Source organism: Luteolibacter ambystomatis, assembly GCF_018137965.1.
GTDB lineage: Bacteria > Verrucomicrobiota > Verrucomicrobiia > Verrucomicrobiales > Akkermansiaceae > Luteolibacter > Luteolibacter ambystomatis.
Genome location: NZ_CP073100.1, coordinates 3,651,300 through 3,672,167 on the forward strand (window position 1 = coordinate 3,651,300; position 20,868 = coordinate 3,672,167).

At 62.6% G+C, this 20,868-nt stretch carries 13 protein-coding genes and 1 tRNA gene; 7 read left to right on the top strand and 7 right to left on the bottom strand.

All coding sequences use genetic code 11. The features are described from left to right. Positions 1 to 6 precede the first annotated feature (6 nt). Together KBB96_RS21350 and KBB96_RS13925 are read right to left on the bottom strand one after the other, a co-directional pair. Entirely contained in the window at positions 7 to 237 is a 231-nt protein-coding gene (locus tag KBB96_RS21350) for a DUF397 domain-containing protein (protein WP_211630052.1), read from the bottom strand. 483 nt (positions 238 to 720) lie between these two features. Continuing rightward, positions 721 to 810, bottom strand: a tRNA-Ser gene (locus KBB96_RS13925). Positions 811 to 1,163: 353 nt separating this feature from the next. Between KBB96_RS13925 and dnaK the strand changes: the two genes are divergently transcribed. From dnaK to KBB96_RS13945, 4 genes are all read left to right on the top strand, one after another. Then, the gene (gene dnaK / locus KBB96_RS13930; RefSeq protein WP_211630053.1) at positions 1,164 to 3,092 is read left to right on the top strand and encodes a molecular chaperone DnaK; all 1,929 of its coding nucleotides are present in this window, start codon (positions 1,164 to 1,166) and stop codon (positions 3,090 to 3,092) included. Positions 3,093 to 3,185: 93 nt separating this feature from the next. After that, positions 3,186 to 3,476 carry a co-chaperone GroES gene (locus KBB96_RS13935; RefSeq protein ID WP_211630054.1) on the top strand — a complete coding sequence of 97 codons (291 nt, stop codon included), beginning with the start codon at positions 3,186 to 3,188 and terminating at the stop codon, positions 3,474 to 3,476. 123 nt (positions 3,477 to 3,599) lie between these two features. Continuing rightward, positions 3,600 to 5,222 (top strand): chaperonin GroEL, encoded by a 1,623-nt coding sequence (gene groL, locus KBB96_RS13940; protein ID WP_211630055.1) that lies wholly within the window; start codon positions 3,600 to 3,602, stop codon positions 5,220 to 5,222. Positions 5,223 to 5,383: 161 nt separating this feature from the next. After that, a complete protein-coding gene (locus KBB96_RS13945) occupies positions 5,384 to 7,072 on the top strand; it encodes a GH39 family glycosyl hydrolase (protein ID WP_211630056.1) in 1,689 nt (562 codons plus the stop codon). A gap of 83 nt (positions 7,073 to 7,155) precedes the next feature. Here KBB96_RS13945 and KBB96_RS13950 read toward each other — a convergent pair whose 3' ends face one another. Beyond that, on the bottom strand, positions 7,156 to 7,761 hold the full coding sequence (locus KBB96_RS13950) for a type II secretion system protein (protein WP_211630057.1): 606 nt from the start codon (positions 7,759 to 7,761) through the stop codon (positions 7,156 to 7,158). A gap of 195 nt (positions 7,762 to 7,956) precedes the next feature. Between KBB96_RS13950 and rnr the strand changes: the two genes are divergently transcribed. Genes rnr through KBB96_RS13965 form a run of 3 tightly spaced genes read left to right on the top strand, consistent with a single transcriptional unit; the run spans position 7,957 to position 11,564 of the window. Further along, on the top strand, positions 7,957 to 10,392 hold the full coding sequence (rnr, locus tag KBB96_RS13955) for a ribonuclease R (protein ID WP_211630058.1): 2,436 nt from the start codon (positions 7,957 to 7,959) through the stop codon (positions 10,390 to 10,392). Between the two features lie 55 nt (positions 10,393 to 10,447). Continuing rightward, a complete protein-coding gene (locus tag KBB96_RS13960; RefSeq protein ID WP_211630059.1) occupies positions 10,448 to 10,861 on the top strand; it encodes a ketosteroid isomerase-related protein in 414 nt (137 codons plus the stop codon). Positions 10,862 to 10,904: 43 nt separating this feature from the next. Next, the gene (locus KBB96_RS13965; RefSeq protein ID WP_211630060.1) at positions 10,905 to 11,564 is read left to right on the top strand and encodes an EcsC family protein; all 660 of its coding nucleotides are present in this window, start codon (positions 10,905 to 10,907) and stop codon (positions 11,562 to 11,564) included. On the opposite strand, the gene KBB96_RS13970 is transcribed toward KBB96_RS13965, so the two are convergent. The 4 genes from KBB96_RS13970 to KBB96_RS13985 form a co-directional block, all read right to left on the bottom strand. Continuing rightward, positions 11,539 to 12,201 (bottom strand): response regulator, encoded by a 663-nt coding sequence (locus KBB96_RS13970; protein WP_211630061.1) that lies wholly within the window; start codon positions 12,199 to 12,201, stop codon positions 11,539 to 11,541. The two genes, KBB96_RS13965 and KBB96_RS13970, sit on opposite strands and share 26 nt — an antisense overlap. Beyond that, a complete protein-coding gene (locus KBB96_RS13975; protein ID WP_211630062.1) occupies positions 12,198 to 14,963 on the bottom strand; it encodes a sensor histidine kinase in 2,766 nt (921 codons plus the stop codon). The genes KBB96_RS13970 and KBB96_RS13975 overlap by 4 nt, the downstream gene beginning before the upstream one ends. Positions 14,964 to 15,043: 80 nt before the next feature. Beyond that, positions 15,044 to 17,113: a BamA/OMP85 family outer membrane protein gene (locus tag KBB96_RS13980; RefSeq protein ID WP_211630063.1), complete on the bottom strand. Its 2,070-nt coding sequence runs from the start codon at positions 17,111 to 17,113 to the stop codon at positions 15,044 to 15,046. Continuing rightward, positions 17,110 to 20,580: a translocation/assembly module TamB domain-containing protein gene (locus KBB96_RS13985; protein WP_211630064.1), complete on the bottom strand. Its 3,471-nt coding sequence runs from the start codon at positions 20,578 to 20,580 to the stop codon at positions 17,110 to 17,112. Before KBB96_RS13985 ends, KBB96_RS13980 begins: the two co-directional genes overlap by 4 nt. Between the last annotated feature and the right edge of the window lie 288 nt (positions 20,581 to 20,868).

The window sequence follows — 20,868 nt, forward strand, 5'->3', positions numbered from 1 at the left end:
CTAATTCTAAGACCCCGAAAAATTTCTAAGCGAAGCGATTTCAAATTCGCCCAGTTTGACTCCTGCGATAAAAGCCTCCCATTCGTCCTCCGTAAAAGAGACAGTCTTCCCAGGAATCTTGGTATTACCGACTATTATTTTTTCCCCTTGCATCTTAACACCAACACAAAGGCGCCGTAAGGAATCTTTGCTGAATGAGCTTACTTTGAATTCAACATGTGTATTTGGTTGTGGCATATTAATGAGGAACTAAAAATATAATTGCGGTCACGAAGCAACCCGTCAAGAAATTCCCACCCGCAGAGAACAACCTTTCGGAACAGCTAGAAGCTTAACTCGAGTTTTATTACACTATTTCTAGATTGGCTTTAAATTCTGCCAATTGGCGTGCCTCGTAAGGGATCGGTACACCGCTATGCTCCGGCGAGGTTCTCATCTCTTCCTTCGCAGGAAAACAAAAACGTGCTCCACTTCTGAACCGCTTTCGAAAAGAAGGAAAATTTCCCAAGGTGAACGGGAGGGCTAGCCGGTACCGCACTCTGCCCCTGCCAGTTACCCTGCTACCACAGATTGAAAGGAAACCTGGAAACTCCTGCCGCAGTCAAACCCTCAATCGAGGCTCTCCGCTACGCTCCGGCAAGGAGGCTCGCCCTTCGCCTCGCTGAAAAACAAAAACGCGTTCCATTGCTGGAACGCGTTTTGAGGAAGAAAAGCTTCCCATGGCGGACAGGGAGGGATTCGAACCCTCGGTACTATTTCTAGCACACACGCTTTCCAAGCGTGCTCATTCGACCACTCTGACACCTGCCCTTGGTCTGGGAGCGCGGAAGCTAGGGGGAGGCCCCACGGTTGGCAATCCCTTTTCGCCGATTCCGCCTGCTTTTTGCGGAACTTCAAATCAGCGCCATGGTTCCGGGCCGAAATGTCTCATTTGACGCACCGTGACATTCTGTCCGCGCCAAACTGCGTCAGAATGACGCTTTTTCCTGCCTTGATGGTAAGGTCGCCAGAGGCCGGAAATCGAAATCGAAACGTAACTTTCTAACTTTCAGGGTCGTAATCCTCGCCCTCGAACTTGGGACGCCCCGGGTACACGGCTTGCGAAAAGGCGGGCATCAAATCCCGCCCGCAAGGCGGATCACCCCAGAAAGGAACCCCACACCATGTCAAAAATTCTCGGTATCGACCTCGGCACCACCAACTCCTGTATGTCCGTGATGGAAGGCGGAGAGGCGGTCGTCCTCGAAAACTCCGAAGGCGCTCGCACCACGCCTTCCGTCGTCGCCTTCTCGAAGAGCGGCGAACGCCTCGTCGGCCAGGCCGCCAAGCGCCAGGCCGTGACGAACCCGCGCAACACCATTTTCTCCGCCAAGCGCCTGATCGGCCGCAAGTACTCGGAACTCACCGAGGCGGACAAGCACATGCCCTACACCATCGTCGCCGGTCCGAATGGCGACGCCCACATCCAGGTGGAAGTGGCCGGTGAAACCAAGACCTACTCGCCGCAGGAAATCGCCGCGATGGTCCTCGGCAAGCTGAAGGCCGATGCCGAAGCCAAACTCGGCGAAACGATCAAGCAAGCCGTCATCACGGTCCCCGCTTATTTCAACGACTCCCAGCGCAACGCCACCAAGGCCGCCGGTGAAATCGCCGGCCTGGAAGTCCTCCGCATCATCAACGAGCCGACCGCCGCGGCGCTCGCCTACGGCCTCGACAAGAAGGCCGACGAAAAGATCGCCGTGTACGACCTCGGCGGCGGCACCTTTGACATCTCCGTGCTGGAGATCGGCGACGGCGTCTTCGAAGTGCTCGCCACCGATGGCGACACCCAGCTCGGCGGTGACGACTGGGACAACGCCCTGATCAAGTGGATCGTCGGCGAGTTCAAGAAGGACCAGGGCATCGACCTTTCCGGCCAGCCGGACGCACTCCAGCGCATCAAGGAGGAAGCGGAAAAGGCGAAGATCGCGCTGAGTTCCTCGCAGTCCTACGACATCAATCTGCCCTTCATCACCGCGGACCAGACCGGTCCGAAGCACATCCAGCTCACGCTTTCCCGCGCCAAGCTGGAGCAGCTCACGGACAGCCTGTTCGAGCGCACCAAGAAGCCGGTGCGCGATTGCCTCGCGGCCGCCGGCCTTGATGCCTCGAAGATCGACGAGCTCGTGCTCGTGGGTGGCATGACCCGCATGCCGAAGGTGGTGGAAACCGCCAAACAGCTCGCCGGCCAGACCCCGCACCAGGGTGTGAACCCGGATGAAGTCGTCGCCATCGGCGCGGCCATCCAGGGCGGCGTGCTCAAGGGCGACGTGAAGGACGTGCTCCTCCTCGATGTGACCCCGCTCACGCTTTCGATCGAAACCGAAGGCTCCCGCGCCACGCCGATGATCGAGCGCAACACCACCATCCCGGCCAAGAAGTCGCAGGTGTTCTCCACCGCGTCCGACAACCAGCCGGCCGTGGACATCCGCATCTGCCAGGGCGAACGCCCGATGTTCATCGACAACAAGCTGCTCGGAAACTTCAAGCTGGACGGCATCAACCCGGCCCGCCGCGGTGAGCCGCAGATCGAGGTGACCTTCGATATCGACGCCAACGGCATCCTCCACGTCTCCGCGAAGGACAAGCAGTCCGGCAAGGAGCAGAAGATCTCGATCCAGGGTTCCTCCGGTCTCTCCAAGGACGAGATCGAGCGCGCCAAGCAGGAAGCCGAGGCCCACGCCGAGGAAGACAAGAAGCGCATGGAAGCCGTCGACACCAAGAACAAGGCCGAAAACCTCGTTTACCAGGTCGAAAAGCAGCTCTCCGAACTGCCCGCCGAAGCTCCCGCCGAACTCAAGGACGGCATCCAGAGCAAGGTGGACGCCGTGAAGGACGCGCTGAAGAACGACAACCTCGACGCGATCAAGTCTGCCACCGAGGCCCTCGAAGCCTCGCTCGCCGAGCTCTACCAAGCCGCCCAAGCCGCCCAAGCCGCCCAAGCAGCGCAGGCCGCCGGTGGCCAGGGTGCCCCGCAGGCCGAGGCCGCTCCGGAATCCGGAGAGCCGAAGCAGGCCAAGGGCAAGGTCGTCGACGCCGAAGTTGTTGATTGATCCCCGATTCCTGAAATCTTTCCGCTCCGCGGCCACCGCTGCCGCGGAGCGGCATTCTCAACGTAATACCAACCCCACAACCACACAGCAAACATGGCTAGCATCAAACCCCTCGGTCAGCGTGTCCTCGTGAAGCGCATCGAAGCCGACGCGATCAGCGCCGGTGGCATCGTCCTTCCCGACACCGCCAAGGAAAAGCCGCAGGAAGCGGAAGTCCTCTCCCTCGGCACCGGCGGCAAGGACGAAGACGGCAAGACCATCGAATTCACCGTGAAGGTGGGCGACAAGGTCCTCATCTCCAAATACGGCGGCACCGAAGTGAAAATCGACGGCCAGGAAGTGCTCATCATCAACGAGAGCGACATCCTCGGCATCGTTGGCTGAAGCCGACCGGCGGTTATTCGTTAAAGACTGGAGGTTATTCGGAAAGAATTTCCGATCCGCCCACCTGCCGCGAATGGCCCCATCCTATAACGTAGAACCTATAACTTTCAACCAGTAACCAAAATGGCTAAACAACTCCAATTCGACGAAGCCGCCCGCCAAGCTCTCCTGCGCGGCGTTGAGAAACTCGCCAAGGCCGTGAAGGCCACCCTCGGACCGGCCGGCCGCAATGTCATCCTCGACAAGAAGTTCGGCTCCCCGACCATCACCAAGGACGGCGTTTCCGTCGCCAAGGAAATCGAGCTCGAGGACCCGTATGAAAACATGGGTGCCCAGCTCATCCGCGAAGTCTCCTCGAAGACCTCCGACATCGCCGGTGACGGCACCACCACCGCGACCGTGCTCGCCGAAGCCATCTACAAGGAAGGCCTCCGCAACGTGACCGCCGGTGCCAACCCGATCTCCCTCCAGCGCGGCATCCAGAAGGCCACCGAGGCCATCGTCGCCCAGCTCAAGAACATCTCGAAGACCGTTTCCGACACCAAGGAGATCGCCCAGGTCGCCACCGTGTCCGCCAACTGGGACGCCGAGATCGGCAACATCATCGCCGAGGCGATGGACAAGGTCGGCAAGGACGGCACCATCACCGTGGAAGAAGCCAAGGGCATCGAAACCACGCTCGACGTGGTGGAAGGCATGCAGTTCGACAAGGGCTACCTGTCCCCGTACTTCGTGACGGACGCGGAGAGCATGGAAGCCGTGCTCGACAGCCCGTACATCCTCATCAACGAGAAGAAGATCTCCTCGCTGAAGGATTTCCTCCCGCTGCTTGAGAAGGTCGCCAAGACCGGCCGCCCGTTCCTCATCATCGCGGAAGACGTCGAGGGCGAAGCCCTTGCCGCCCTCGTGGTGAACAAGCTCCGCGGCATCCTCAACGTCGCCGCCGTGAAGGCTCCGGGCTTCGGTGACCGTCGCAAGGCCATGCTCGAAGACATCGCCGTCCTCACCGGTGGCAAGGTCATCACCGACGACCTCGGCATCAAGCTCGAGTCCGTCGAGATCTCCGACCTCGGCTCCGCCAAGCGCATCACCATCTCCAAGGAGAACACCGTGATCGTGGAAGGTGCCGGCACCAGCGACGGCATCACCGGCCGCGTGAACCAGATCCGCCGCCAGATCGAGGAAACCACCAGCGACTACGACCGCGAGAAGCTCCAGGAGCGCCTCGCCAAGCTCGCCGGCGGTGTGGCCGTCATCAACGTCGGTGCCGCCACCGAAACCGAAATGAAGGAGAAGAAGGCCCGCGTCGAAGACGCCCTCCACGCCACCCGTGCGGCGGTCGAGGAAGGCATCGTCCCGGGCGGTGGCACCGCGCTCATCCGCGCCCAGGCCGCCGTCGGCAACCTCGGCCTGAAGGGTGACGAAGCCACCGGTGCCGAGATCATCGCCCGTGCGGTGGAAGCTCCGCTCCGCCAGCTCGCCGCCAACGCCGGCCGCGAAGGCGCCCTCATCGTCTCCCGCGTCAAGGGCGGTGCCGAAGGCTACAACGTCGCCACCGACACCTACGAAGACCTCATCGCCTCCGGCGTGGTCGATCCGACCAAGGTGACCCGTTCCGCGCTGCAGAACGCCGCCTCCATCGCCGGCCTGCTCCTGACCACCGAGGCTCTCATCACCGAGAAGCCGGAGAAGAAGGAAGCCGCCGCCGGTGGCCACGGCCACGACCACGGCATGGGCGACTTCTAAGTCGTCCGGCGGTTTCCACCCGCCAAGCCTCTGATTCCACAAAGCCGTCCCGGGAAACCGGGGCGGCTTTTTCTTTGGGGCGACCAAATCATGCAAATTCATGTCGCGCGCTTACAAGACGCGGCCATGGAGACTTCCTAGGGTGTGGTAGAATGCACCTCATGCCATCCCCTTCCCGCGCCTTCCGCACCTTGGCCGCGCTGGCGTTCGCCACCGCCCTTTGCCAGGCCCAGCAACCCGAGTCCTTTCCCGCCCACATCCGTGTGGATGCATCGAAGACCCAGGGCACCCTGCGTCCGATCTGGCGCTACTTCGGCGCGGACGAGCCGAACTACGCCTATATGAAGGACGGCCAGAAGCTGATCGGGGAACTCGGTGAAATGGCACCGAAGCAGGTTTTCTTCCGCGCGCACAATCTGCTCACCACCGGCGATGGCACCCCGGCCCTGAAGTGGGGCAGCACCAATGCCTACACGGAAGATGCCAATGGCAATCCCATCTACGATTGGACCATCACCGACCGCATCTTCGATACCTATCTCCAGCGCGGCGTGCGTCCGTATGTGCAGCTCGGCTTCATGCCACAGGCCCTGTCGATCAAGCCGGAGCCCTACCGCCACCATTGGACGCCGCAGGCGAAGTACGACACCATCTACCTCGGCTGGACCTATCCGCCGAAGGACTACGGCAAGTGGGAGGAACTCTGCTACCAGTGGGCGAAGCACTGCGTGGAAAAGTATGGCAAGGCCGAGGTCGAGACGTGGTGGTGGGAGCTGTGGAACGAGCCGAACATCGGCTACTGGCGTGGCACGCAGGAGGAGTTCTACAAGCTCTACGACCACTCCGTGGCGGGCGTGCGGCGCGCGATTCCGAATGCGAAGATCGGCGGACCGGAAACTGCGGGCGGCTCCGGCGGCGGCACTTTGGAAAAGTTCCTCAAGCACTGCCGTGAAGGCACCAATGCCCTCACCGGCAGCAAGGGCACGCCGCTCGATCTGATTTCCTTCCATGCGAAAGGACAGCCGAAGTTCGTGAACGGCCACGTGCAAATGGGCATCTCCCACCAGCTCCGCGACATCGACGGAGCCTTCTCCGTGATCGCAAAATTCCCGGAGTACAAGAACACGCCCATCGTCATCGGCGAGTCGGACCCGGAAGGCTGCGCCGCCTGCCAGGGGCCGCAGAACGGCTACCGCAATGGCACGATGTATTCCAGCTACACCGCCGCCAGCTTCGCTCGGAAACACGACCTCGCCGCGAAACATGGCGTGAATCTGGAAGGCGCGCTCACCTGGGCCTTCGAGTTCGAGGACCAACCGTATTTCGCCGGTTTCCGCGTGCTTGCCAGCAATGGCATCGACCATCCGGTGCTGAATGTCTTCCGCATGTTCAGCAAGATGTCCGGCCAGCGGCTGACGGTCGAAAGCGATGCCGCCATCGCTCTGGAGGACATGATGAAGAGCGGCGTCCGCGCGAAACCCGATGTCTCCGCCCTCGCCAGCCTCGACCAACACAAGCTGGCCGTGCTGGTCTGGCACTATCATGACGATGACGTCTCCGGTCCGGACGCAGCGGTGGATCTCGCCATTCCCGGCCTCCCTTCCGGCATCGCACGGGTGCAGGTCAGCCACTACCGCATCGATGAAACCCACAGCAATGCCTACACGCTGTGGAAGGCGCTTGGCTCTCCCCAACAGCCGACCAAGGATCAATATGCCTCACTGGAGCAGGCCGGAAAACTCGCCAAGCTGGATACCCCGGCCACGGTGGCGGTGAAGAACGGTCAGGCGGAACTCCATTTCGCGCTGCCCCGCCAAGCGGTTTCGCTGCTGGTGCTGGAGTGGAAATAACCCGCCTTTCTGCCCAAGAAAAACCCCGCCATGGTGAAACCAGGCGGGGTTTGAAAATCAGGTTCCAGCGCTCTGCGCTCTGATTAGAACGTCTTGATCGCCTCGGCCTTGCCCTTCTTGTCGGAGCCGAGCGAGTAAACGATGCAGTGGCGGCCGCGCAGAACATTGCTGGCGCTCGTGCTGCCGCTGGCGGAGGTGTTTTCCGGGGGCTTGATTTCCTCGTTGTAGTCGCCATCGAGCACCACCTGGTAGCCGCTGCCGAAGGGATCGTAGAGACCTTTGATCTCGTCACCTTCGTAGATGAGGCCGTCCTTGTTGCCCTTTCCTTCCGGCACGTTCAGGAAGACCATCCGCTTCGTATTCTGGACGTCGGCGCCGGTTCCGGTTTCCTTGCCCAAGAGGATGGTGAGAAGCTTCACGCCCTCGCCGGTGCTGGTATCAAGCGGCGGATCGCTGTCCGCGCTGAGAGTGCCGGAGGGGTCGGGAAGCTTGTTGTATTCGTTGTAGAATTGATTGATGGCCTGCTCGATGGACGTGGCGACGGTCTTGGTCTTCACGGCCTTCGCCTTTTTCATGGCGGTCATGGCGGCTCCAAAGCCGGCGGCGGCGAGCACGACGATGATCGCGATGACCACCAGAAGTTCGACAAGCGTAAAGCCGCTAGGGCGGCGGGACGAGTGGGTTTTCATGAATCAGTGGAATGATTGGCTATAGGTATGGAGGTATGGACCCGTGAACCAAGCGGATTTCTTTCAGACTGACAACGCCCCTTTCGGGGAGGTGACATGGTAAATACGCTACCCTCCCTTTTTTAGCCCGCAATCTTTCTTTTTCGGCAAGTGCTTTGGATTTGCGAAGCTCCCGCCTCCTGCGCACTCTAGGGCATGGCAGAGGAATCGATGCGGACGCAGGTCCTGGAGTGGATGCGTTCGCCGAAATACCGCCCGATGACGCGGTCGGAGTTGGCGAGAAAGCTGGAGATCCCATCGGCCGCCCGGAGCGAGTTGCGGGAGGTGCTTCGCGCGCTGGTCCATGAGGGACAGATCGTGGAAGGCAAGAAGTCCAGCTACGAACTGCGCGGCAAGAAAGGTGACCAGCTTACCGGAACCCTCCGTTTCCATCCGAAGGGCCACGCGTTTTTCTACCCGAACGCCGCGGACGAACAGAACCTCGCCACCGGCATCGATCTCAAAAAACACTCCCGCATCTACGTCCCGCGACGCGATGCCAGCACCGCGCTGGATGGCGACAAGGTGCGGATTTCCGTGCGGATGCCTTCGCCGAAGCGCGAGAGCAGGCACCAGAAAGGCGACCGCCACCTCGCCGAAGCCCCCGAGGATGATGCCAAGGGCCATGTCGAGCAGATCCTGGAGCGCCGCTCGGGCCGACTCGTCGGCGTCTTCCGGCAAAAGGGCAAGCACTCGTGGGTCGAATGCTCGGACACCTCGTTGGACGGCCCGGTGGAACTCCACGGCGATACCACCGCGCAGCCCGGGCAGACGGTCGTGGTGGAACTCGAACAATGGGACAAGCGCGATCAAGCTCCACGCGGACGCATTCTGGAGGTGCTGGGCTGGCCGGGTGATCCCGGTGTGGACATCATCGCGGTGATCCATCGCCACGGTCTGCGCACCTCATTCCCGGAAGCGGTGATCGATGAAACCCGCAACACCGAGGAAACACCCGCGCCAGCGGAAATCGCGCGCCGTTCCGATTGGCGGGACAGGCTGGTCATCACCATCGACCCTGCGGACGCGAAGGATCATGACGACGCGATCTGGTTGGAGAAGACCGACAAGGGCTGGACGCTCGCCGTCCACATCGCGGACGTCTCCCACTATGTGAAGCCTGGCACCGCGCTCGACAAGGAAGCCACCGAGCGCGGCAACTCCACCTATCTCGTCGACCGGGTGCTGCCGATGCTGCCGCCGGAACTCAGCAACGGCATCTGCTCGCTGAAGCCGGATGTCGACCGCCTCACCAAATGCGCGCTGATGGAAATCAGCCCGAAGGGTGAGATCAAGAAGGCGCGCTTCCTGGATGCGGTCATCCACAGCCGCGCGAAACTTTCCTACGAACAGGCCCAGGCGATTCTCGATGGCAAGTCCGCGCCGGAAGGCTCCGAAGCTGGGCTGGAGGATCTGGTGAAGGAGGCCTGGAAGATGGCTTCCACGCTGCGCCGCCGCCGCTTTGCCAATGGCGCTCTGGACCTGGAGATGCCGGAGATCCGCATCAAGCTGGATGACAAGGGCCGTGCCTGCGGAGTCATTCCAGTGGAACACACCGCCAGCCACCAGCTCATCGAGGAATGCATGCTCGCGGCGAATGAAGCTGTCGCGCGCGTGCTGAAGGTGAACCAGAAGCCCGCCGTCCACCGCATTCACGAGGACCCGGATTTCTCGAAGCTCTTCGAATTCGGCGAGACCGCGAAGCTCCACGGCTACAAGCCCGGCGATCTCAGCAACCGCGAGCACATCCAGAAACTGCTGGATGATTCCAAGGGTTCGCCCGAGGAGCACGCGATCAAGCTGGGCCTCCTGAAAAGCTTGAAACGCGCGGCCTATTCGCCGGACGCCATCGGCCACTACGGTCTGGCGAAGGCGGACTACTGCCACTTCACCAGTCCGATCCGCCGCTATGCGGACCTGATCGTCCACCGCGCGCTCCAGCCGTTCCTGGACAACGCGCCGAAGAATCCCGACCGCACGCCCTCCCAAGGCGACCTCCGCGAAATCTCCCGCCATATCTCGGACACCGAACGCGTGTCCGCGGATGCCGAGAGCGAGACGAAGCAGCTCAAGATGATGGAATTCCTCGGCCGTGTCGCGGACTTGGAAGATCCGATCGTTTTCGATGGCCTGGTGACGGACGTGCGCCCGATGGGGCTGCTTGTGGAAATCCCCGACCTCGGCATCCGCGGCGCGGTGAAGCGCGAGGATCTGCCGGGCGGACGCTGGCGCTTCGAGGGCCACCGCGGCGCGTGGACGAACTGGGAAGGCCAGTCGATCGTGCTCGGGATGCGCATTCCGCTGGAAGTCACCGGCGTGGACCGGGTCCGGCGTTTCGTGGACTTCCGCATTGCGGTGGGCACTGAGAATGCCGCGGGCACCCATGGATCGTTCAATCAACCGGACATGCCGGTGACGAAGAAGAAGACTCCGCCCAAGGACTCCCGTCCGCCGAAACCAACCAAGCCTTCAAAGAAATCCCACAAAAAGGAGTTCGAAGGAGATGCCGCCAAGCCGGACGGTTGGAAACCTTTCTCCAAGGCCAAGAGCGGTGGAAAGAAAAAGCACGGCCAGAAAAAGAAGCGGAAGTAACCGCGACTCGCATTCGGGAATTTCCATCCGCAGCGGGAAGGGCCACGCATAGGGCATGTCGCAAGCCGCTGCCCTCGATCTGCTTTCCCGCTACTACGCCGCCTTCAATTCCGGGGACCGTGAGACGTTCTTCTCGCTGCTCGCGGACGATGTGGTGCATGACTTGAACCAAGGCGGCAGCGAGACCGGCGTCGAAGTCTTCCGCGCGTTCATGACGCGCATGGACCGCTGCTATCGCGAGCGACTGGAGGATCTGGTGATCTTCGCCAATGAAGACGGCAGCCGCGCTGCGGCGGAATTCACGGTTCATGGCACCTACCTCGCCACCGACGAAGGCCTGCCAGAGGCGGCTGGACAAACCTACGTGCTGCCCGCCGGGGCCTTCTTCACCCTCCGCGAGGGCAAGGTCGCGCGAGTGACGATGTACTACAACCTGCAGGAATGGCTGCGGCAAGTGGGCGCGGCGTAATTCGGCGGCAGCGCGGAGAAACCATGCTATGCTCCGGCACCGCATGGAACCACCCGCCCACAAGCCCGATGAAGCTCCCGGCAATCGCATCGCCGAGGCCATCCTCCACTTCCTTGGCAAGGTCCCCGAAACCGAGCTGACGGAAAGCCGCACGCCTGCCCAATGCGCACGGACCATCGCGAATGGCGCGGCCGTGAAAGCGGCGACCGCGGCCGGTGCCTTCGCCCTGCCACCGGGGCCACTCGGCTGGCTGACCATTCTCCCGGAGCTGGCCACCGTATGGAAGATCCAGGGCCAGATGGTGGCCGACATAGCAGGAGCCTATGGCAAGCAGACCGCGCTTTCCCGCGAGCAGATGATCTATTGCCTGTTCCGCCATGCCGCCGCGCAGGCCGTGCGGGATCTGGTGGTGCGCGTGGGCGAGCGCTATCTGGTGCGGAAGGTTTCCACACGGGTGCTGGAGAGTATCGCGAAGAAAGTCGGCCTCAAGGTGACCCAGCATGCCGTGGGCAAAGGAGTCGCACGCTGGATGCCGGTGATCGGGGCGCTCGGCGTGGGTGCCTACGCCTACTACGACACCGCGCAGGTCGCGAAGACCGCCATCGAACTGTTCGAAAGCGAGATCGAACTGGAGGGAGAGAAACCGAAAGGCCCTCCGCCATTGCCCAAGGAAACCATCACGCTCCCCGACCACGGATCTTGAGATACTTCATCGCGGCTTCGGTACGGGAGCGCACGTGCAGTTTCTCGTAGATGTTGCGGAGATGCACACGCACGGTGTTCGCCGCGATGCCGAGCCGGTCGGCGATTTCCTTGTTGGCCAGGCCTTCGCAAAGTTTCTCCAGGATCGCGGTCTCGCGTGAGGAAAGATCGGAGTCCGCCGTGTCCTCTGCGGCCGGTTGGCGGAAGGTTTCCACCACCCGCCGTGCGATCTCCGGACTCATCGGCGCGCCACCGCTGAGTACCTCGCGGATGGCGTCCCGCACTTCCGACGGCGACGAACGCTTGAGCAGATACCCGGCCGCCCCGGCTTTGAGCGCGGCGAAGATCATGTCGTGGTCCGCATACACGGTGACCATGATGATCTGGATGGCGGGCAAGGCCTGCCTCACCCGCGCCGTCGCCTCGATGCCCGAAATGCCGGGAAGATTGATATCCATGAGGACGACGTCCGGACGGAAGGCATCGATCTTCTTGAGCGCGTCCTCACCCGTGCCCCAGACGCCGACGCACTGGAGGTCTTCGGTGGAGTCCACGATCTGCCGCAGGCTCGCGCCAAGAGGCGCGTTGTCCTCTACGATGGCGACGGTCGATTTGCGTTGGCGGGCGGCAGTGGTCATGGAGGCAGAGGCAGGCTGAGGGTGACGGTGGTCCCGGCTCCGGGGATGCTGTCAATGAGGCAATCGCCGCCGCAGTCGGACATCCGTTTCCGCATGTTGGCCAGGCCATTGCCACCGGTCGCATACTCGATCGGGAAGCCTTTTCCTTCATCGCGGATACGTACCACCAGTTTGCCGTCCTCGATGGCGATCCGCAATGAAATCGACTCCGAGCCGGCATACTTCACCGCGTTGTTGAGTGCCTCGCGGGTGGCCAGCACCACGTGATGACGGCGGCGCGGACCGATCATTGCTTCAGGCACTTCGCGGACGATGTCGGTGTGCAGGGGAATGTCCACTGCTTTGAGAAACTCACGGGTGGAGAACGCCAGGTATTCGACCAGCGAGGCCAGGCTGTCCTGGGCGGGATTGGTGGCCCAGACGATTTCATCGAGAGCACCCACGGCCTGTCTGGCTTTCATCGAGAGCTGGCCCAGCGAGGTGCCCAGTTTCTCGTCGTGGTTTGCTTCCGCCGCCAGTTCGGTGAGGATGGATACTTCGGTGAGGCTCGCGCCCAGTTCATCGTGGAGATCGCGCGAGATGCGCGAACGCTCCGCCTCCAGCATGCCATGCACACGGATCTCCCGGAGGCGGTGTTTCATGCGAGACCTTGCAATCAACCAGCCCATGGCGAGGGCCAGAGCCAACCCGCCGACGATGGTGGTGATGATGAACCAAATGCTCTGCCAGAAATGGGGGCGCACCTCGATGGGCAGCACCGCGGGATGCATGCTGACCACCCCTTCCCCGTTGGTCGCGGAAACTTCAAAGCGGTAGCGCCCCGGTGGCACCGGCTGGTAATCCACCTCGCGGTGGTTGCCGATGAAACGCGGAGCCCCCTCAAGACCCACCAGCCGCACCTGATAGGTGACCTTCTCCGGAGCACTGAGACTCACGCCGGTGAAGTTCAATCCGAGCCGCACGAACCCCGGGCCTGCTACAATCGGTGCGGCACCGACCGGATGGGACACGCCATTGATCTCCACCGGCTCAAAGACGATCACCGGCGGCACCGGCGGTGTTTCCATCTGCCGGGGATTCAAGCCCGCCAGCCCTGAGGTGGTGGGAAACCACAGCGAGCCGTCATTCGCACGGAAGACACACGGCCGGGAGCCCCCCACGCACTCGCGCGTAGGGAGGCCATCGGAACGATCCAGGTGAAGCCAGCGTGGGAATTTCTTCCCATCGTCCACGCAGTCGATGAGATCCTGCCGTGAGACATGGAGGATGCCACCGAGCGATCCCATCCACAGCGAGTCGCCATCCTCAAGGGTGAGCGTGGTCAGCCGTTCGTCCGGAATTCCCTGCGCACTGCCAAAGCGATGCCAGCGTCCGTCCTTCCATAGCAGGATGCCGCCACCAATAGTGGAAGCCCACACCTCTCCGGACGATACCGGGATCACCGAGGAAATGCAGGCACGCGTGGACGTGTGAGGCAGACCACCGAGCGGCAGGAAGGCATGGCCGTCAAAGGTGAACATCCTGCCATCCGTGGTTCCCAAGTACAGAATCCCCGAGGGCGCGAAGGCCATGCAGAAGATCTCCATCCCGGACAATTCCGGCTTGTCCGCATAGCTCTCCACCTTCGATCCGTCCCAACAGAACAACCGGCCATTGCCTCCGAACCACAAGCGTCCATTGGAGTCCTCCACGATCACATTGATCTTGGAAAGCTCGGGATTGCTCGGGAACTGCCCCTCGACCTTCTGGGTTTCCGGATTCAACAGATACACCGATGCATCCCGGGTGGCGATCCATAGCCGGCCCTGCCGGTCTTCCTTGAGGCAGGCCACGGCGCGAACAAGGCCGCTGGTGACGATGGGCACATGGAACACCTCGCCATCCCGCACCCGGTCCACCCCGCCATTGCGATTGGCGATCCACCACGTGCCATCCTTCGACTGGACCGCCGCCAAGGCCGGCGAATCATAGACACCATTGTGAAGGGGGAGCTGGATCACACGACGGTGCCGGATACGAACCAAGCCGTAGCTCGGGTTCGCCAGCCAGATGCTGCCCTCGCGGTCCTCCAGCATATCGGTGGCGGCGACACGACCTTCCAGTTCCTTGACCACCACGGATGAAGCCGCCCCCGGCGCGCGGTAGCTCAACGAGCGGTTGCGGATGCTCCACTCGCCACCGTTACGATCCACGAGCAATTCCGGCAGGTTCTTGTTCTCGCCACGCCCGCGCTGCTGCTGGCGCTGCACGTCCGTAGAAAACGCAGCCTCCAGATCCGGGGCGGGATGATCCACCGCTTCCGGAGGATTTCCCCCGATCCGCCACAGTTTCCCCTTTCTGACGAAATAGTCCGATCCACCGTGGGAGAGCACCCGTGTCACGACGCCCGGCTCGGCTCCGCCATCGCCCTCGTAGGCGCTTTCGAGTCCGTCTTCCCGGACGCGGAACAAGCCGTAGCTGTGGGTGGCCACCCACACGCTGCCATCGTCCGGAGTGAAGATCCGAAAGTAGTCGTACTTCCGGTCGCGGCGGGTGCCGCCGGTTTCCACGGTCCGGAACGACAACCCATCGAAACGTGAGATGCCTTCAGCAGTGGCGATCCACAGGCGGCCATCCGCGGACTCGCCGATCGAACGCACCACATTGCCCGGCAGGCCTTCGTCCGATTGCCACACCCGGACGAGGAATTCGGACCGCGGTGCGGCGTCCTGCGCCTCCGCCATCGCGGCGAACAAAAAGAGCAGGACGAGATTCCGAAGCATTTGATCGACCGTACCGCAGAAGCGCGGGAGTTGTCGAGCCGGTCTCCGCCACTAGTCTTTTCGGGCTATCGCCCGCCCTGTCAGAACGTCGTGCCGATGGAGAAATGCCACGCACCGGAAGGCTCGCCGGGATCCTGCGTGAGGTTGTGCCCGTATTCGAAACGGACGGGACCCACCGGCAGATCGAAGCGCACGCCGAGGCCCGCGGCCAGGTCCGGATCGGACGCACTGCCAGCCCCGCCACCGCGTTGCGAAAGCTGTCCGGCATCCAGAAAGCCGACCAATTTCAAGGCTCCGGCGACGCTGTAGATGTACTCGGCATTCGCCACCCAATAGGCCTCGCCGCCGATGGGATAGCCGGTCCGCGAATGCGGTCCCATCTCGCGCTCCGGGTAGCTGCGCACGGTATTCGCGCCGCCGAGGAAGAAGCGCATGTCGATGGGCAGATCGAAGTCCTCGCCGCTGGCAGCGATCACGCCGCCACGCGCGGCCAATGCCACCTGACCTTTCTTCCCGACCGGATGGTACCATGCGCCCGAAAGCTCGGCCTTCGTGTAGATGGTTGAAACCTGCCCGATCGCCGAGCCGAACTCGATCGGCATTTCCACCTTCCAGCCCTTGGTCGGCAGCACCGCGCTGTCGCGGTAGTCGAGGCGCTGGTTGATGCGGATGTAGGGATTCTGGTAAACCGTCTCACCCAGCAGGGTGCCCGGAATGTCCTCGCTGTTGGTGTTCACGAAGCTCCAGCCGACGCGTCCGTCCACCGTGTAATGCGGAGTCACCGGATAGAGCACGCCGGCCTCCAAGCCTGCCTTCCAAGTACTATATCCCTCGTTGTCGTGAGTCAGGAGGAACAGGCGGGCCGTGCCGGTCGCATCGGTGCCCCACAGCCAGGGATCGGACAGCGACACCTCGCCAAGGATGGAACGGGCGGATACTTCCACCCCGCTGCTGAAATTATACAGCAGCCCCATGAAATTGCGGTCGTAGTAGGTCACGCCGCCGATCGGCCCCTCGTAGCTGCCGAGACCAGCGGAAATGGTATAACCACGCGCCTCGCCTTCCTCGAAATGCAACGTGACGTCCATGACGCCGTCGTTGCGCGGGATCTGTTCGGTCCGCACCGCTTGGAACGCTCCGGTGGCCATCATGCCGCGCAGGCGTTTTTCCATCACCGTGTCATCCAGCGTCTTGCCTTCAAGGTCCCTGACGCGCTGGCGGATGCGCCACGACTTCGTCTTCGAGAGGCCATCGAAGGTGATGCGGCCGAGCTGATAGCTCTTTCCTTCTTCTACGATCAGCCCGGGAACGAATTTGCCTCCGGCAATGGCGCTGGTCAGAAGCACCTTCGCCTTGGTGAAACCGCGCTTGCGGTAGTAGGTTTCGATGGCAGCACGCAGGCCGTTGACGTTCGCCGTATCCGCGGTCAGCCCGGTAAAGGCCGCCGCCTCGCGGGCGACACCATCGCGATTACCACCCGCGCCTTCGATGGTGGGCGCGGCGATCTGGTGCAACGGCCCCGGATTCGTCTCGACCAGGATGTCCACCCTGCCGCCCTTCGCCGTTTCGAATCTGCGGTCCTTCACCTCGGCAGTGGCCGTCCAATAACCCCGCGAGTGGAAATCCGAAATCACAAGCGCCAAGCCTTCGTCCACATCGATGGCGCGGAACGGCGGTCGCTCGCCCGCACCGAAGCGGCGCTTCTCCGCAGGCACGGCATAGAGTTTCGCCAGGCGCTTCGCAGTGTCCTTGTCCACGCCCGTGACCTTCACATCGCCGAGCTCCTGGCGCGGACCTTCGTTGACGATGAGCTGGATCGAAGAATCGCTGGTGATCTTCCAGGTCACGTCGCACTGGTTGAAGCCCTGGTTGCGGAACAACTGCCGCGTCATGAACGCGGCATCGCTCGCGCGCGAAGCGCTGGGAGCCTGGCGGCGCACGTGTTCGAGACGATCTCCGATCAGCGCGAGCGCATCGCCTTCGGACATCGTCTTGGTGCCAGCGATGCGGACCTTGGTGCGGCTGTCCACCTCCTGCTCGCCATGGATGATCTCCCGGAAGATCTCGCCAATACCCGGCTGCTTCTGCTGGGCCCGCAACGGGGCAGCCGGCAGAAACGCGAATGGCAGCAGTTTGAGGAACCGGGTCATCGGAAACGGACGAGGTACATCAGCATGACGCGCGAGCGGCCTTCCTCGCCCATCCCGGCGCTGATCAGCCAGTTGTCATCGAGATTGATGGTGGCGGAATTCATCTTCTCGCCCGAGTAGCGGTTCTGCTCGCCGATCTGGAAGTCGACACGGTCCAGAATCTTGAGCAGCGGCTGGAGACGCTTCGCGAAACGGATGCGTCCGCGCCGCAATTCCTCGATAAGCAACTGGGCACCACGGGTGGTCGCCGCCTGTGGATCGGCGATGCCCGAGGTGGTGGTGCCGGTGGCGAGAAGAGTCATGACCTCGCTCTCCGGCATCGGCGGGTTGGAGGTGGTCAGCACCTTCGGATCCGAGACCGAACCATAGACATACACGTTCACCTCGTACGGACGCACCACCGAGCGGCCGCGGATATTGAGCGTGGGGTCGAACGGCGCCTCCGGACGGAAATCGACGGTGCCTTCCTCCACCAGCAGCGTGCTGAACGGCAACTTCGCGGAAACATCGCGGAGGATCGCCTGCCCCTTTGGCGCGGGCTTGCCCAAGGTGCCGCCCACATTGACATCGAGGATCGCCTGGCCGGTGGCGAGGTTTCCGCGGATCAGGAAGGCGTTCGCGGTCTTCGCCTTCACCGCGAGCCCCCAGTTGCGGAACGGCTCCGGAAGGGCATCCGCCGCGGCATCCTTCTTCGCCGTATCGATGGCGGGAACCGATGGCGCCGATGGTTGATTGAACGGCACGCCGATGGGCAGCAGCTCGATGTCGCGGTAGAACAAGCTGTCCACAATCGCCACGGTGCCACTCACCGTCGCCGTCTGCCACGGGCCGCGGATCGCGATGTCCATGTCGCTGCGGATGATCATCGAGTCATCGCGCTTCAAAGGCAGTGCGCGGCCACGGAGGGTCACATCGATATCCGATGGCTTGCCTTCGACGAGGTTGAGTTTGCCACGCCCTTCGAACGTGCCGCCGTCCATTTGTAAACCGACACGCTCCAGGATGATGCCGGCCGGGCTGGCGCTCGCTTTCAGACCGATGCCCTGCAATGGCGGCACCGCCTCGCTCGCCAGCGTCACGCCACCACCTTTCAGTTCCACCGCACCCAGCGGCTCCGGTTTGCCAATGGTGCCGCCCACCGTGAGATCCACCTTCAACGATCCGGCCAACGTCTTCACGCCGGGAGCCAGTGCGGCGAATCTCGCGAGTTCCAGATTCGGCACCCGGGCCGCGGCTTCCAGTTTCTCGTCCTTCAGCACTGCGGGATTCTCCACCCAAACGCCGGGACGGAATGGCAGCTTCGCGGAGAGATTGGCGGCGGGATAACCGGGCGTCGCGAGCGTGCCCGCGACGTTGAGTTCACCCGCTTCGGTCTTGAGCGTGAGATCGAGATCCGCCTTCGGCACTTTCGGCTGGGAAGCGAGGCCGAGATCACGGGCGATCACCTGGGCGTCGATCTGCGGCTCGGCCGGTGTGCCGGAAAGGCGGATCACCAGCTTGCCGCGCGCGGTTTCCGGAAAGCGTGTGGTCGGCGGCAGGAAGGAATGGAGTTTCGAAAGCGCCAGCTCACGGGACTCGATGTCCACGGAAAGCGGGCGGGTCTGTTTGAGCAGGCTCTTCCAGTCGGCGGGATTCTCTGTCACTGGAACGCTGGCCTTGCCATCGAGCAGCACCTCCGTGCCTTCGGTCCACTGGAGTTGGTCGAGCGTGAGCAGTTGGTCGGCGAGCTTGGCATTGCAGACGAACTTCTCCGGCCCCTGCGTGACGGTGAGTCCTCGAACCTCGGCGTTCTTCGGCCAATCGTAAGTGACATCACCAGCGGCGGTGAGCGGACCATTGGCCGCCTTGGCGGAAATGAAATTCCCGATCACGGCATGCCCCTTGTGATCACGCGGACCGAACCCGCCTTCACCTTCCCACGTGCCGCTCAGGGTCATCTCCGGCGGCACCTTCACCGCGAATGCGGCCAGCCAACCGTGCAGACGATCCGGCGTGAAATCATTGAAGGCCGCACGGCCCTTGTAGCGGCGTGCGGTGGGATCGACCGTCGCATCGATCTGTCCGCCATCGATGACAACGCGCGCGTCCACCGGACCCTGCGGCACCCAGCCTGCGGTCACATCCAGTGACGAGACTTCCTCCGGATGTGCGGGCGCGAGCGTGAAGCGGGCATCCGCCTTTGAAACTTTCCCGTCGGTGAAGGCAGCGGCGACCGTTCCTTGCAACGCGGACTCCGGCACCGGGCCGGGTTCCTTCAGATCCTTCATCCGCGTGCGCAGGTTCGCAAGCACCGCGGCTGCCTGCGGGACGCGGATGTCCGCGGTGGCCTGTTGGAATTTCAGACCGCCATCCCGAGAAACCATCGAGCGTGCCGCAATCGAAAGTGGCGAGCCTAGCGCCTCCGCATTTACGTCCGCACGCAGGTCCGGCCCCTTCAGCTCGCCATTCAACCGCAGCGCGGGCACCTGCCAGTCCTGAAAAGAAATACCGCGCAGTCCGGCGCGCACGGTGCCGTCCAGAGTCTTCAGGCCACCCTTGAATCCTCGCGCCTGCACCTCGAACGTTTCCAGAGTGGCATCGGCGGGAATCTCCGCACCGAACAGGGCGGCGGTCTGCTTCGCCACCAAGGTGCCATCTGCCAGGCGAAGCCGCGCTTCTTCCAACGAACCGGTGGCCGACAAACGGGCGTCATTGACCCGGATCGCACCATCATAGGTCAGGGCACCACTGGCAGGGAGTTGGGCCTTCACTCCTTCCAAAGTGATGCCGGGAAGAAGCAAGGCCTTCTCCACCTCGATCTCCTCGTTCCTCCACACCAGCGCGGTCTCCTGTGCGGGCAGCTTGCGGCCGTTGGAGAAGGCGAGATCGCCGAGTTTCAATGCGAAGCGTTCTCCGCCGGACTCATGCTTGAGATCCATTGAGGCAAGGCCGAACACCGTCTGGCCTTTCTGGGTCACCGCCACCCGCAGGTCGGAAATATCCGCCTCCACCGGCACGATCCGCTGCCGCAACGTGCGCAGCGTTTCGGAGAGCTTCGAAAAGTCGCCGGATTTTTCCTGCGTGTCCTTCGGCTTCTTCGGACCGGGCCACGGTTTGTCGAGATCCAGCTCCGCGTGCAGCCCGTCGATCCGCACCGCCTCGATCTCGCCGTGGATCACGCGGGACGGCTGGTAGCGCAGCACCACCTGCTCCAGCTTCACGGACTTCACCGCGCCCTCGCCTTTCAGATCCACACCACGCAGCAGGATCTCCCCCTTGCTGAGTGTGCCGCCGAAATCCACGGTGCCGGTGAGGCCGAGCTCCGGCAGATAGTGCGCGGCCACGCGGCCGGCGATCCAGCGCCAGCCGGGGCCGTTCAGCACCACCAGACTGATCCCCAGCAGCAGTGCCAGCACGAGCAGCACCCGCCGTTTCCAGCGCCGGCGCTTGCGCGGAGCTTTCTCGGGGGGAGCGTCGTTTTCCGGCATCGTGTGCGCAGCATGGACGCGAACCGCGGCCCGGGCAACGAACTTGAGAGGGATTTCGACTGGCAATGCGAACAGGGTGCTTGCGATTTCCGGACGTCGGAATCCTACACGACCTTTTCCGCAGACCGGAAATCCAACAAATCCGGTGAACCGCAGGACACGGAACGAAGGCGTGGCCGCCGCGGAAAAACACGCCGTATTACGCGCAACTGGTTCATTGACACGGGGATGGCTGTTGCTAGCCTCCGCGCGCCTTGCGCCGGATCGAATGGGGTCCTCTGCCTTTTA

Excerpts from the sequence above, each read along its gene's own strand:
- dnaK (WP_211630053.1), top strand. The coding sequence starts at position 1,164 with ATGTCAAAAATTCTCGGTATCGACCTCGGCACCACCAACTCCTGTATG.
- KBB96_RS13980 (WP_211630063.1), bottom strand. The coding sequence starts at position 17,113 with ATGACCCGGTTCCTCAAACTGCTGCCATTCGCGTTTCTGCCGGCTGCC.
- KBB96_RS13945 (WP_211630056.1), top strand. The coding sequence starts at position 5,384 with ATGCCATCCCCTTCCCGCGCCTTCCGCACCTTGGCCGCGCTGGCGTTC.
- KBB96_RS13985 (WP_211630064.1), bottom strand. The coding sequence starts at position 20,580 with ATGCCGGAAAACGACGCTCCCCCCGAGAAAGCTCCGCGCAAGCGCCGG.
- KBB96_RS13935 (WP_211630054.1), top strand. The coding sequence starts at position 3,186 with ATGGCTAGCATCAAACCCCTCGGTCAGCGTGTCCTCGTGAAGCGCATC.
- KBB96_RS13975 (WP_211630062.1), bottom strand. The coding sequence starts at position 14,963 with ATGCTTCGGAATCTCGTCCTGCTCTTTTTGTTCGCCGCGATGGCGGAG.
- KBB96_RS21350 (WP_211630052.1), bottom strand. The coding sequence starts at position 237 with ATGCCACAACCAAATACACATGTTGAATTCAAAGTAAGCTCATTCAGC.
- KBB96_RS13970 (WP_211630061.1), bottom strand. The coding sequence starts at position 12,201 with ATGACCACTGCCGCCCGCCAACGCAAATCGACCGTCGCCATCGTAGAG.
- KBB96_RS13965 (WP_211630060.1), top strand. The coding sequence starts at position 10,905 with ATGGAACCACCCGCCCACAAGCCCGATGAAGCTCCCGGCAATCGCATC.
- groL (WP_211630055.1), top strand. The coding sequence starts at position 3,600 with ATGGCTAAACAACTCCAATTCGACGAAGCCGCCCGCCAAGCTCTCCTG.
- rnr (WP_211630058.1), top strand. The coding sequence starts at position 7,957 with ATGGCAGAGGAATCGATGCGGACGCAGGTCCTGGAGTGGATGCGTTCG.
- KBB96_RS13950 (WP_211630057.1), bottom strand. The coding sequence starts at position 7,761 with ATGAAAACCCACTCGTCCCGCCGCCCTAGCGGCTTTACGCTTGTCGAA.
- KBB96_RS13960 (WP_211630059.1), top strand. The coding sequence starts at position 10,448 with ATGTCGCAAGCCGCTGCCCTCGATCTGCTTTCCCGCTACTACGCCGCC.